General features: G+C 65.4%; 11 protein-coding genes and 2 tRNA genes. 5 read left to right on the top strand and 8 right to left on the bottom strand.

Annotation, left to right across the window (positions count from 1 at the left end):
* Positions 1-32: 32 nt before the first annotated feature.
* On the bottom strand, positions 33-917 hold the full coding sequence (locus tag FPZ12_RS00425; RefSeq protein ID WP_144745369.1) for a LysR family transcriptional regulator: 885 nt from the start codon (positions 915-917) through the stop codon (positions 33-35).
* An 80-nt stretch (positions 918-997) separates the two neighbouring features.
* Here FPZ12_RS00425 and FPZ12_RS00420 point away from each other — a divergent pair, with 80 nt between their 5' ends.
* The 4 genes from FPZ12_RS00420 to FPZ12_RS00405 all read left to right on the top strand — a co-directional run bounded on the left by FPZ12_RS00420 (position 998) and on the right by FPZ12_RS00405 (position 5133).
* Positions 998-1876: an EamA family transporter gene (locus tag FPZ12_RS00420; protein WP_144745368.1), complete on the top strand. Its 879-nt coding sequence runs from the start codon at positions 998-1000 to the stop codon at positions 1874-1876.
* Between the two features lie 229 nt (positions 1877-2105).
* Positions 2106-3050 carry a ParA family protein gene (locus tag FPZ12_RS00415; protein ID WP_144745367.1) on the top strand — a complete coding sequence of 315 codons (945 nt, stop codon included), beginning with the start codon at positions 2106-2108 and terminating at the stop codon, positions 3048-3050.
* A complete protein-coding gene (locus FPZ12_RS00410; protein ID WP_144745366.1) occupies positions 3047-3715 on the top strand; it encodes a hypothetical protein in 669 nt (222 codons plus the stop codon). Before FPZ12_RS00415 ends, FPZ12_RS00410 begins: the two co-directional genes overlap by 4 nt.
* Positions 3712-5133 (top strand): restriction system modified-DNA reader domain-containing protein, encoded by a 1422-nt coding sequence (locus FPZ12_RS00405; RefSeq protein WP_243769594.1) that lies wholly within the window; start codon positions 3712-3714, stop codon positions 5131-5133. Before FPZ12_RS00410 ends, FPZ12_RS00405 begins: the two co-directional genes overlap by 4 nt.
* A gap of 15 nt (positions 5134-5148) precedes the next feature.
* On the opposite strand, the gene FPZ12_RS00400 is transcribed toward FPZ12_RS00405, so the two are convergent.
* The 3 genes from FPZ12_RS00400 to FPZ12_RS00390 all read right to left on the bottom strand — a co-directional run bounded on the left by FPZ12_RS00400 (position 5149) and on the right by FPZ12_RS00390 (position 6410).
* A tRNA-Ala gene (locus FPZ12_RS00400) sits at positions 5149-5221 on the bottom strand.
* Between the two features lie 26 nt (positions 5222-5247).
* Positions 5248-5436, bottom strand: coding sequence for a DLW-39 family protein (locus FPZ12_RS00395; protein WP_144745464.1), 189 nt, complete (start codon positions 5434-5436; stop codon positions 5248-5250).
* 119 nt (positions 5437-5555) lie between these two features.
* The gene (locus tag FPZ12_RS00390) at positions 5556-6410 is read right to left on the bottom strand and encodes a YceI family protein (protein ID WP_144745365.1); all 855 of its coding nucleotides are present in this window, start codon (positions 6408-6410) and stop codon (positions 5556-5558) included.
* A gap of 179 nt (positions 6411-6589) precedes the next feature.
* On the opposite strand from FPZ12_RS00390, the gene FPZ12_RS00385 reads away from it, so the two are divergent.
* The gene (locus FPZ12_RS00385) at positions 6590-7162 is read left to right on the top strand and encodes a dihydrofolate reductase family protein (protein ID WP_144745364.1); all 573 of its coding nucleotides are present in this window, start codon (positions 6590-6592) and stop codon (positions 7160-7162) included.
* A gap of 40 nt (positions 7163-7202) precedes the next feature.
* Here FPZ12_RS00385 and FPZ12_RS00380 read toward each other — a convergent pair.
* From FPZ12_RS00380 to gyrB, 4 genes are all read right to left on the bottom strand, one after another.
* A tRNA-Ile gene (locus FPZ12_RS00380) sits at positions 7203-7279 on the bottom strand.
* A 35-nt stretch (positions 7280-7314) separates the two neighbouring features.
* Positions 7315-8025 carry a DUF3566 domain-containing protein gene (locus tag FPZ12_RS00375; protein WP_144745363.1) on the bottom strand — a complete coding sequence of 237 codons (711 nt, stop codon included), beginning with the start codon at positions 8023-8025 and terminating at the stop codon, positions 7315-7317.
* Positions 8026-8035: 10 nt separating this feature from the next.
* Positions 8036-10555 (bottom strand): DNA gyrase subunit A, encoded by a 2520-nt coding sequence (gene gyrA / locus FPZ12_RS00370; RefSeq protein ID WP_144745362.1) that lies wholly within the window; start codon positions 10553-10555, stop codon positions 8036-8038.
* Positions 10556-10610: 55 nt separating this feature from the next.
* A complete protein-coding gene (gyrB, locus tag FPZ12_RS00365) occupies positions 10611-12578 on the bottom strand; it encodes a DNA topoisomerase (ATP-hydrolyzing) subunit B (RefSeq protein WP_144745361.1) in 1968 nt (655 codons plus the stop codon).
* Positions 12579-12721 lie beyond the last annotated feature (143 nt).

Below are 12721 nucleotides of genomic sequence, written 5' to 3'. Positions count from 1 at the left end.
TCACCGCGCGGGGAAAGAGCAGAATCGCCCGGTCAAGTGACATCAGAAGCGGGAATGTCCAGCACGTCCAGGAAAGCGGCGGCCGCGGGCGTGAGCCCCAGCCGAGGCCAGACGAGGTACTCGACCCTGGCCGGCGCGTCGGTCACCGGAATCGTGATCACCCCGCCGAGTTGTGGCGTGTACGCAGACGGCAGTAATCCGACACAAAAACCCTGCAGCACCAGGCGAAGCATCAGGTCTGCGGTGGTGACCTCGAAGGCGACCTCCCGCGGCAGGCCGGCTGCGGCAAAGGCCTGATCGGACTGGAGGCGGCCCGCGGTTTTGGCCGGAAAGTCCACGAAAGACTCGTCCGCGAGCCGCTGTAAGTCCACTTCACGCTCACCCGCCAACGGGTGCCCCGGCGCGACAACCGCGACGAGCCTGTCGCGCGCCAACTCGTGCGCCCGCACGCCACGCGGGTGGGCGGTGGCCGGCAGCCCGAGGAACGCGACCTCCATCGCGCCCCGCTCGACCTGTTCGGCCAGGTCCGCACTGGCACCGACCTTCAGGCCGATGCGGACTTGCTGGTGTCGTTGGTGGAATTCGTGCAGTACAGCCGGAATGTCCACCGCGGCGACGGTCGGGATGACGCCGACGGTGAGCCGGCCGCGGATCTCCCCGACCTCGGCGGCGACCCGGGCGGCCGCACGCTCGGCGGCGTCAAGGCATTGGCGCGCTTCGGGCAGGAAAGCCCGGCCGGCGGCCGTCAACCGGACGCGACGGCTGGTGCGCTCGAAGAGTCTGGCGCCGAGTTCGCGCTCCAGGCGGGCGATTTGGTGGCTGAGCGCGGACTGCACCACGAGGCACTGCTTCGCCGCACGCGTGAAGCTGTTCGTTTCGGCGACGGCCAGGACGTAGCGCATCTGCTGAAGCTCCATGGATCAATCGTGAAGTCAGATCAGTGAGATGACAACGATGTGTTGGACTCATGTACGCAGGTCAACCAACACTGGAAAGCATGAAGAGACTGGTGACAGCGTTGGCCCCGGCGAGCTGGGGCACGACGTATCTGGTGACGAGTGAGCTGCTCCCGGCCGGTCATCCGCTGTTCGCCGGGCTGGCGCGCGCGTTGCCCGCGGGCCTGGTCGCGGTGGCGCTGACCCGGACTTTGCCCCGCGGGATCTGGTGGGCGAAAGCGGCCGCGCTCGGGGTGTTGAACATCGGTTTGTTCTTTCCGCTGCTGTTCGTCGCCGCGGAACGGTTGCCCGGTGGCGTGGCCGCCACCCTGGGCGCGTCGCAGCCGATCGTCGTCGCCGTGCTGGCGGTGACATTGCTGGGCGAACGGCCTTCCGGGTGGAAACTCGGCTGGGGCGTGGCGGGGCTCGTCGGTGTCGGGCTGGTCGTGATTCGCCCTGGCGCCGGGGTCGATCCGGTCGGGATCGCGGCCGGGCTGGGCGGTGCCGCGTCGATGGCTTTCGGCGTGACATGGACGAAACGCTGGGGGCGACCGGATGGCGTGAGCCCGACGGCATTCGCGGGCTGGCAACTCGCGGCCGGCGGTGTGGTCCTGTTGCCGATGACGTTCTTGGTGGAGGGCGCGCCGCCCGCGATCGACCTGCCCGCCGTGGCGGGCTACCTGTGGCTGGGCCTGGCGGGCGGACTGATCGCGTATGTGTTGTGGTTCCGCGGAATCACGACTTTGCCCGTCACGTCCGTGGCGGTGCTGACCCTGCTTTCACCGATCGTCGCCGCGCTGCTGGGCGTGCTCGTGCTGGGACAGACGCTGAATCCGGTGCAGCTGCTCGGTTTCGCGGTCTCACTGGCGGCGATCGTCGCCGGACAACTACCGGGCAACCCGTTGACGATTTCGAAGGAAGGCGTGGTCCAGCGGTCATGACGTCGTCGTGGTTCGGAATGGTGAAACCGGAATATTGCTCCCTACTCGGCCGGCTTGTTACTCCCTGCCGTGAATCGTCCAGCAGAGCGGTATAGCGAGTACGACGAATGGCGTATCCAGGACTCACTTTCGTGTCGATCCACATTTCCGCAGTTGCCTTCGTCAGGTGGGCTCTGCGAAGGTCGTAGATCGATTGACAGGCGAATTCGATCTTTCTGGGGAGAGGCGTATGCGGATCGTCGCGGTCATGAACTACAAGGGTGGTGTGGGTAAGACGACTCTTACCGCGAACCTCGGGGCGGTCGCCGCAAGTCGCGGCCTGCGCGTACTACTGATCGATCTTGATCCGCAGACCAACCTGACGTTCTCGTTCTTCTCGATCGATGATTGGCACCAGAGCTTGAAGGACAACCGCACCATCAGGCAGTGGTACGACGCCGAGATACCGGGCCGGGACACCTCTTTGGCGGATCTCGTCGTCACGCCGGAACGGGTCAACAAGGCGCTGGACAACACCGCGGGGCAACTCGATCTGATCTCCTCTCACCTCGGCCTCATCGACATCGATCTCGAACTCGCCGCGCGACTCGGCGGGACGACCACCCTGGACGGCTCGAAGCGGAAATTCCTGGACCTCCACGGTTGCCTGCGACAGGCGCTGGAGGACGCTCACTTCGCCGAATACGATCTCGTGCTTATTGACTGCGCACCCAACTTCGGCCTCGTGACCAAGACCGCGATCGTCGCCAGCCAACAGATCCTCGTTCCGGCCAAGGCTGATTACCTGTCCACGTTGGGTTTGGACTACCTCGTCGGCAACTGCGCCGCGCTGGTGCAACAGTTCAACGATTTCGTCAACCACAAGGGCGGCACCAGGAACCATCGTCCCATCGATCCCGGCATCCTGGGGGTCGTCTTCACCATGGTGCAGATCTATTCGCAGCAGGTGACTCTGGCGCAGCACACGTATATCGAAGAAGTGCGCCTGAATTCGCGGGTTCCGGTGCTGGAGAGCAGGATCCGCAACAGCCCTCGCCACTTCGGCGACGCCGGTGAAAGTGGCGTGCCCGCGATGCTCCGCACCACTGGCCGGGACGAGGTAGTCCGGGAGTTCCATGAGCTCACCGACGAGGTATTGAGCGCGCTCGAGCTGGTGCCGGGTGGTCAGCGGTGAACGGTCTGAAGGCGTTCGTCGCATTGCAGGCACGGTTGTATCAATTCCTTGCGCACCAGGATGAAGCGACATTGCAGGCGATAGCCAGTGGGACGGTGCAGCTGAAGGTCTCGGCTCCCGACGAAGCACAGGCGCCCTTCGATGCACGACCGCATGAGGAGGCGAAAGCTTCCCGAGGCTTGATGCCTTCCGACGATCCGCTGCAGGTGGCGCAAGATCTTGGACGGCTGTCGGAGCACGAACGCCGGGCCTACTTGAACGCCGCCGGGATGTCGGTTGCCGGGCTGAAACGGGTGGCCAAATTCATGGGTCTGACCCGGTACAGCAACCTCAACCGCACCAACCTCGTGGACCGCCTGGCGACACACGGCACCGACCACGAAGTCGATGAGGTCAAGGCGGCACCTACTTCGGCTACGCCGCCCGAAAAGAGGCTGGATGTGGACGTGGCGGCCATCGCCACACGGCTGCGCGAAACCGAGACCGAAGAAGAAGGAACGGCGTACCTTCACGCCGAACACCTGGACCGGGAAAGCTTGCTCGCTGTCGCTGCCGAGTTGCAGCTGACGCGAGTGAACCGGCTCAGCCAAACAGAACTCGAGAAGAGAGTACTCAAACAAGCGATCGGTGCCCGACGCAAGTTCGCCGGACTGCGAAAGTGGTGAGCGCGTTGACCGGTGGGACGCAGGAAACCAAGGACGAGCTCGCCGGCGGTCGCTCGATGTACCTGATCGGCGGTCGCCGCGTCACGGTGGCGGATCTGCTCGAAGCGGGTTTGATCAAGGCCGGCACGAAGCTGAGGTTCAAACGCAACCGCATCGGCGTGACCTACGACGCGACCGTCACCGACAAAGGCCGGATCCGGCTCGAGCCTGACGGTGAGGAGTTCCGTTCGCCATCGCGGGCCGCCATGGTGGCGGCCGGAATGCGAGCAGTCGATGGTTGGCACGCCTGGCTGGTGGTCGATCAGGACCGGTTGCTGGACGCGGTACGTCAGGAATTGCTCGACCGAGCGATCTCGACAGCGGCGGCTGCGGCCTACCGGCAAAGCGAGGACACGGCACGCCAGCGAATCCATGAACGTCTGCGCCAGGCGCGCGCCCGAGCCGACGAACACAATCCCGAGCGCATATCTGTTCGGCAGCTCCTGGAATTGTGGGGGGCCACGGATCGTGGTGACCAGGTCAGCCAAATCGAAGCGGACCTGGCCAACCACGGATTGATGACCTCACCGAGCTTTCGCGCGGTCACGCTGGACACGGTCGTTTCCCTGACCACGCCACCCGATGACGAGGAAGCACCTCCGGCGGCCGAAACATCCGAAATCGAAGACCTGCCGGTCGGCGAGGACTATGAGGGGGGCAGCGACCTGAATGTCCGGTTGACGCTGGGAAACCTTTCCCCGTTGGCCGGCGTGGAGTCCGTCAGTCCGAACAGCACGCTCGAGGAAGCAATCACGAAAATGCTCCTCAACGACTACTCGCAGCTCGCCGTTCTCAACGGTCCCCGCACCCTGCGCGGTGCAGTGACGTGGCGGTCGATCGTTCAGGCCATGCACCAGAAATCCGATGCGAGCATCGCGGATGCGATCGACAGTCACGTGGAAGTCGCCAAATACGACCGCGACCTTTTCGAAGTGCTCCCGACACTGCAACAGCGGGAGTTCGTGTTCGTCCTGGACGAGAGCAACGAGGTCAAAGGCATCGTGACCACATCAGACGTAGCACAGCGCTACGGCGAAATGGCCACCCCGTTTTTCCAGCTGGGCGAACTGGACCAGACACTCCGGTGGATCTTGAGCCGTGCCTTGGACGTGCCGACCGTGCAGCCGCTCTGCGGCAGGCCGATCACGAGCTTCGACCAACTCTCGTTCGGTGATTACCAACGCATTCTGGAAAACCGCAAAGTCTGGCGAAAGCTGGGCTGGCCATTGGACCGGCAGCCGTTCATCACACGACTGGAAAAGATCCGGCTCATCCGCAACAAGGTGATGCACTTTCACCCCGATCCGGTGCCCGAGGATGCCATCGACATGCTGCGGAATTTCAACAGCGTGTTGCACCAGTATCGTGATCCGGCCTGACCGGCCGAACTCGTGTGGAGCTGAGGGGAATCGAACCCCTGACCTCTGCCTTGCAAAAGCAGCGCTCTACCAATTGAGCTACAGCCCCGGACGCGGGCGTGTGCCCGCGGAAGTTCAGTTGTTGTGGCCCGCGCCGGCGGCCTTCGCCGGGGCGTTGCCGTTCGCCGAGACGGTGCCCAGCGGGCCGTCCGTCGGGGCGGTGGCCTCGCGCCACAGGTCGGCTTCGGCCTTGGCGTCCTTGTTGCGCTTGATGACGAACAGCACACCACCCGCGATAACCGCGAGCGCCAACAGCTTCTTCACCTGAAGCCCCTTCTCGACGATCTGACTGACCACACGATGCTACTGCACGCCACGCGGCCCCGGGGTGGCGAGGGCCCTCATCGGCCCTGGCCGTTCCACGTGGAACAAGGCCCGCGACGTCAGGCTCGCACGGCTTGCACGTCGAGCCGGATCTCGACGGTCGAACCGACGACCACGAGGCCCTTGGCCAGGGTCTGCTGCCAGTTGATGGTGAAATCCTCACGGTGCAGTTCGGTCGTCGCCACCGCGCCCAGCCGGTCGCCGTTCCAGGACCGCAGACCGAGGTAGGTCGCGTTCAGCTGCACCCCGCGGCTCGCGCCGCGCAGGTTCAACGTGCCGTCGAGCGTCCACTGGTCGCCTGCCACGGGCCGGAAGCGGTCGGCGTAGAACTGGAGGCGCGGAAACCGTTCCACATCAAGGAAATCCGCGGACTTCAGGTGCTCATCCCGTTTCGGCGAGCCGGTGTCGATGCTCGCGGCCTCGATGAGCACCTCGACGAACGAGTCCTCCGGCCGATCGCCGACGTGCACCCGGCCGCGGAACCCGGTGAACCTGCCGTGCACCCGGGAAAGCCCGATATGCCGTGCCACGAACCGGATCGACGTGTGGTCCGGGTCCAGCATCCATTCGCCGGCCTCGGGCAGCCGGAGCCCGGTGTCGGGGATGAGATGCACCTCGCCGAGCGCGGTGTGGTCGCCCGTCGCCACATCGACATTCTGTGTGACCGTGCGGTAACCGCCGACGTTGATGGAGACCTCATAGTTGCCGGCCGCCGCTGTGCAGACCACCAGCCCGAAGTCATCCGCCGCGGTCCGGCTCACTCGCTGCGATCGCTTGTGCCGCAACGACATTTCCGCGCCCGGCATGGGGCGGCCCTGTTCGTCACGGACCCTGGCGCTGACCAGTCCCGCTCCGGACTCGAAGCTGACCGGTTCTCCCTGCCGGCCGGCCCGGCGACCCAGACGGCCGAACATGTCCCACTCCCCTCGCTGACGGTTGTTGTCCACGACCCTAAACAGCGGAGGGCGCAAGTCCGGTCTGCTCGTTACACACGTCACGCGCGTCAAACTCTTCACCACATCACCGACAACTTTTCTTGTCTACGCGAGTCTGACCTTTCGTAGGACCTGATACTGGAAACGAGGAGATTCCCATGCGCACGCTCATCAGCACGGCCTTCATCTCGCTCGACGGCGTCGCCGAGGCGCCGGGCGGAGAGTCCGGTTACCGGAACGCCGGATGGACCTTCAAGGAGGTCGAGTTCGTCCCCGAAGCCTTCGAAATCAAAGGGAGAGAACAGGAAGAGTCCACCGCAATGGTGCTGGGCCGGGTCAGCTACGAGGCGTTCGCGCCGGTGTGGCCAGGAATGGCGGAGTTCGCGCGATACAAGACGATGCCGAAGTACGTTGTCTCCACCACGCTCACCGAGGACGGGCTGGTGTCCGGCTGGGGTGAGACCACGATCCTGCGTTCGCTGGACGAGGTGGCGGCACTCAAGGAGACCGACGGCGGCCCGATCATCGTGCACGGCAGCGCGACCCTGAACCACGGCCTGTCCGACGCGGGCCTGATCGACCGCTACCACCTGCTCGTCTTCCCGCTGCTGCTCGGCGCGGGCAAACGACTGTTCAGCACCACGGACAAGGACGCGCAGAAACTAAAGCTCGTCGAGTCCGAGCCTTACAGCAACGGCCTGCAGAAGCAGGTGCTCGAAGTCGTTCACTGAACACAAAAACCCCGGTTCGCCGATTGGCGAACCGGGGTGGTGGTGGGCCCAGGAGGACTTGAACCTCCGACCTCTTCGTTATCAGCGAAGCGCTCTAACCGCCTGAGCTATGGGCCCGTCTGTGGGAACGGAGAAAGACTACAGGATGCCTCCTACTCCCTTTCAGACAGGGTGACCTCCAGCCCGCCGGCGAGATCGGCCGAGACGTTGTAGATGAAGGCGCTCACGGTGGCCAGCGCCGAGATCAGCACGATGTTGATCGCGCCGAGGATGGCGGCGATGCCGAACACGCGGCCCGCGCTGATGAGGGGGTCGGCGGGGGCGTCGCCGCCGTCGCCGGAGACCAGGGACGAGTAGGTGCCGTTCAGCTTGTCCCACACGCCCATGCCGTCGAGCACGGTATACAGGACGCCGACCGCGACGAGCCAGACGAAGAACATGGCGACGCCGAGTACGAGCGACAGTTTCAGCACCGACCACGGGTCGAAGCGCTTGACCTGCAGGCTCGCCCGGCGCGGGCCGCGACCAGGGCGGCGCAGCGCGCTCGGTGCGGAGCGCTGCTTCACGCCGGGACCGGCCACGCTCACTGTCTCCTGCCCCCTCAGCCCGGCCAGCGCGTCATCCTGCGACGGGCCGGGATTGCCGAACAGCCCCTGTGCCGCGGTGCCGGTCACCACCGGCTGCTCATCACCGCCGCCGTTCGAGTACAACACACTTTCCCCGGCCTGGCCGCCTGGAAACCACTGCTCAGATGTGGTCTCCGACTTGCCGTTGCCGGAGGCGTCCTTGCTCAATCGCTGCCAAGGCGGAGTCGCCGCTTCACCGGTGGCTGTCGGCTGCTCCGAGTTTTCGGGGGAAGTCACCAACTAGTCCTTACCCGGCGTTGTCCGCGCCGGCCTCGTCTCCTTCGTTGCCTTCACCATTACCGACGTCCGAAGGCTCGTCCGCGTTGCGTGCCACCGCGAGCAGGGTGGTGCCCTCCCCGAGGTTGATCAGCCGCACGCCCTTCGTCTGCCGGCCCGCCTTGCGCACCTGCTCGGCGGCGGTCCGGATGACCCCGCCGCTGGAGGTGATGGCGTAGAGCTCGTCATCCACATCGACGATGAGCGCCCCCACCAGCCTGCCACGTTTCCGGTCGTGCTGAATGGTCAGCACACCCTTGCCTCCGCGGCCCTGCACCGGGTAGTCCTCGATGGGTGTGCGCTTCGCGTACCCGCCGTCGGTCGCGACCAGCAGGAACTTCTCCGGCTTCACCACGTTCAGCGCGAGCAGCTCGTCCCCGTCGTTGAACCGCATCCCCAGCACGCCCGAGGTGGCACGGCCCATCGGGCGCAGTGCCTCGTCGGTGGCGTGGAAGCGGATCGACTGCCCTTCGGCCGAAACCAGCAGCAGGTCGTCCTCCGGGCCGGCGAGCACGGCGCCGACCAGTTCGTCGCCTTCGCGCAGGTTGACGCCGATCAGCCCGCCCGAGCGGTTCGAGTCGAAATCGCTCAGTTTGGTCTTCTTGACCAGACCCTTCTGCGTGGCGAGCACCAGGTACGGCGCCACCTCGTAGTTCGGGATCTCGATGACCTGGGCGATCGTCTCGTCCGGCTGGAAGGCCAGCAGGTTCGCGACGTGCTGGCCGCGTGCGCTGCGGTTCGCCTCCGGCAGTTCGTACGCCTTCGTGCGGTAGACCCGGCCCTTGTTGGTGAAGAACAGGATCCAGTCGTGCGTCGAGCACACGAAGAAGTGCTGGACGATGTCGTCCTGTTTGAGCTGCGCGCCCTGCACGCCCTTGCCGCCGCGCTTCTGCGAGCGGTACAGATCCGTCTTAGTCCGCTTCGCGTAGCCGGTGCGCGTGATGGTGACGACCACGTCCTCGACCGCGATCAGGTCTTCGACCGAAACGTCGCCGTCGAACGGGATGATCTCGGTGCGCCGGTCGTCACCATACTTCTCGACGATCTCGGTCAGCTCGTCCTTGACGATCTGCCGCTGCCGCTCCGGCCTTTCCAGGACGTCCTTGAAGTCGGCGATCTTGGCCTCGATCTCGGCCAACTCGTCGATGATCTTCTGCCGCTCCATCGCGGCGAGCCGCCGCAGCTGCATTTCCAGGATCGCGTTCGCCTGGATCTCGTCGACTTCCAGCAGCTCGATCAGGCCGGTGCGGGCGATGTCGACGGTCTGCGACCGGCGGATGAGGGCGATGACCTCGTCCAGCATGTCCAGCGCCTTGACGTACCCGCGCAGGATGTGGGCCCGTTCCTCGGCCTTGCGCAGCCGGTACCGGGTGCGCCGGACGATGACCTCGAGCTGGTGCTTGACGTAGTGCCGGACGACCTGGTCCAGCCGCAGCGTCCGCGGCACGCCGTCGACGAGGGCGAGCATGTTGACGCCGAAGTTGTACTGCAGCTGGGTGTGCTTGTAGAGGTTGTTCAGCACGACCTTCGCGACCGCGTCCCGCTTCAGCGTGACCACGATGCGCATACCGCGGCGGCTGTTCGACTCGTCCGCGATGTCGGAGATGCCGGTCAGCTTGCCGTCCCGGACCAGCGACGCGATGTTCTCCACCAGGTTGTCCGGGTTGACCTGGTACGGAAGCTCGGTGACGACGAGGATCGTGCGGCCCTTGACGTCTTCGTCGACCTCGACGACCGCGCGCATCTTCACCGAACCGCGGCCCGTGCGGTACGCCTCCTCGAGCCCGGAGGTGCCCAGGATCTGGCCCTTGGTCGGGAAGTCCGGCCCCTTGATCCGCTGCAGCAACGCGGCGAGCAGCTCGTCCTCGCTCGCCTCGGGGTTGTCCAGCGCCCAGATGACGCCGTCGGCCACCTCGCGCAGGTTGTGCGGCGGGATGTTGGTCGCCATCCCGACCGCGATCCCGGATGTGCCGTTGACCAGCAGGTTCGGGATGCGCGACGGGAGGACGTCCGGCTCCTGGGTGCGGCCGTCGTAGTTGTCCGAGAAGTCGACGGTCTCCTCGTCGATCTCCCGGAGCATCTCCATCGCCAGCGGGTCGAGCCGCGACTCGGTGTACCGCATGGCGGCAGCGGGGTCGTTGCCCGGCGAGCCGAAGTTCCCCTGCCCGTCGATCAACGGGTAGCGCAGCGACCACGGCTGGGCGAGGCGGACGAGCGCGTCGTAGATCGCCGAGTCACCGTGCGGGTGGTAGTTGCCCATCACGTCGCCGACGACGCGCGAGCACTTGTTGTACCCGCGGTCCGGCCGGAAACCCGAGTCGTACATGGAGTAGAGCACGCGGCGGTGCACCGGCTTGAGCCCGTCGCGAACGTCCGGCAACGCCCGCGACACGATCACGCTCATCGCGTAGTCGATGTACGAGCGCTGCATCTCCTGCTGGATGTCGACCGGTTCGGTGCGGTCGTGATCCGGCGGCAAGGTTTCCGTCATGGGGTCCTTCTCGAAGGAAAAACAGAGTCAGTGCACTTTGGACAGAGAGGCTGGTTCAGACGTCCAGGAACCGGACGTCCTTGGCGTTGCGGGTGATGAACGAGCGGCGCGCCTCCACGTCCTCGCCCATGAGCACGCTGAACAGTTCGTCGGCCGCGGCGGCGTCGTCGAGCGTCACCTGCAGCAGCAACCGGTGCGACGGGTCCATTGTGGTCTCCCACAGTTCTTCGGCGTTCATCTCGCCGAGACCCTTGTACCGCTGGATCGCGTCGTCCTTCGGCAGCTTCCGGCCCGCCTCGGCGCCGGCGGCGATCAGCCCGTCGCGCTCCTTGTCGGAGTAGGCGTACTCCGGCTCCGCCCGCGGCCACTTGATCTTGTACAGCGGCGGGCACGCGAGGTACACGTGGCCGTGCTCGATGAGCTGCGGCATGAACCGGAACAGCAGGGTCAGCAGCAGCGTGCGGATGTGCTGGCCGTCCACATCGGCGTCCGCCATCAGCACGATCTTGTGGTAGCGCAGCTTCGTGATGTCGAAGTCTTCGTGGATGCCGGTGCCCAGCGCGGTGATCAGCGACTGGACCTCGTTGTTCTTGAGCACCCGGTCGATCCGGGCCTTCTCCACGTTGATGATCTTGCCGCGGATCGGCAGGATCGCCTGGAACCGCGACTCGCGCCCTTCCTTGGCCGAACCACCCGCGGAGTCACCCTCCACGATGTAGAGCTCGCACTCCTCGGGGTTGGTGGACTGGCAGTCCTTCAGCTTGCCCGGCAGCCCGCCGATGTCCATCGCGCCCTTGCGGCGCACCAGATCCCGGGCCCGCCGCGCGGCCATCCGCGCCTGTGCGCTGGACACCGCCTTGTTGATGATCGTCTTGGCTTCGCCGGGGTTGCGCTCGAACCAGTCGGACAGCCACTCGTTCGTCTTGCTCTGCACGAACGACTTCGCCTCGCTGTTGCCCAGCTTGGTTTTCGTCTGCCCTTCGAACTGCGGCTCGGAAAGCTTGATGGACACGATCGCGGCGAGACCCTCGCGCACGTCCTCACCGGAGAGGTTCTCGTCCTTCTCCTTCAACAGCTTCTTGTCGCGCGCGTAGACGTTGACCACGCGCGTGAGCGCCGCGCGGAAACCCTCTTCGTGCGTACCGCCCTCGTGCGTGTTGATCGTGTTCGCGAAGGTGTGCACCGATGGCGTGAACGAGTTGTTCCACTGCATCGCGACCTCGACCTCGAGGCCGTCTCCCTTGGCGTCGAAGGAGATCACGCTGGGGTGGATCGGGTCCTTGCTGCCGTTGATGTGCTTGACGAAGTCCTCGAGCCCACCCGGGTAGTGGTAGATGCGCTCCTTGACCCTGGCCTGCTGACCGTCCACGTCGGTCTCGGTGTCGTCGTCGCTGACGCGCTCGTCCCGCAGCGTGATGGACAGCCCCTTGTTGAGGAAGGCCATCTCCTGCAGCCGGCGCGCGACCGTCTCCGCGTTGTACGTGGTGGTCTCGAAGATGTCCGGGTCCGCCCAGAACGTGGTGGTGGTCCCGGCCGCGTCGGTGGGTCCGGCGTCGATGAGCTCGCCGGGCTTCGCGTGGTCGTAGTGCTGCTTCCACAGCCTGCCCTCGCGGCAGACCTCGACGTCGAGCGCCGTGGACAGCGCGTTGACCACCGAGATGCCGACGCCGTGCAGGCCACCGGACACCGCGTACGAGTCACTGTCGAACTTGCCGCCCGCGTGCAGCACGGTGTGCACGACCTCGATGGTCGGCCGGTTCTCCTTGGGGTGCATGGCGACCGGAATGCCGCGGCCGTCATCGCTGACGCGGACGCCGCCGTCGGCCAGCAGGGTCACCTCGACCTTGGTCGCATAGCCCGCCATCGCCTCGTCGACCGAGTTGTCGACGACTTCCTGGATAAGATGGTGAAGACCGCGCTCGCCGGTCGAGCCGATGTACATACCCGGACGCTTCCGGACGGCTTCGAGCCCCTCGAGCACGGTGATGGAGGACGCGTTGTAGTCACTCTGATTGGCTGCCACAGGCCTGCTTTCTCCTCAGTCTCGCCCAAGGGTTCCCCGCTCCCCGTATATTCTACTTGGCCACCTCCGCATACATGCGGCAAGGACACCCCTGATTTCGTCACAGACGCACGAACTCGAACCCAGATGGGTGCCGAGATGGC

The sequence above is a fragment of the Amycolatopsis acidicola genome (assembly GCF_007713735.2).
In the GTDB taxonomy this organism is placed as follows: Bacteria; Actinomycetota; Actinomycetes; order Mycobacteriales; family Pseudonocardiaceae; genus Amycolatopsis_E; species Amycolatopsis_E acidicola.
This window is presented reverse-complemented; position numbering and strand designations above follow the sequence as displayed.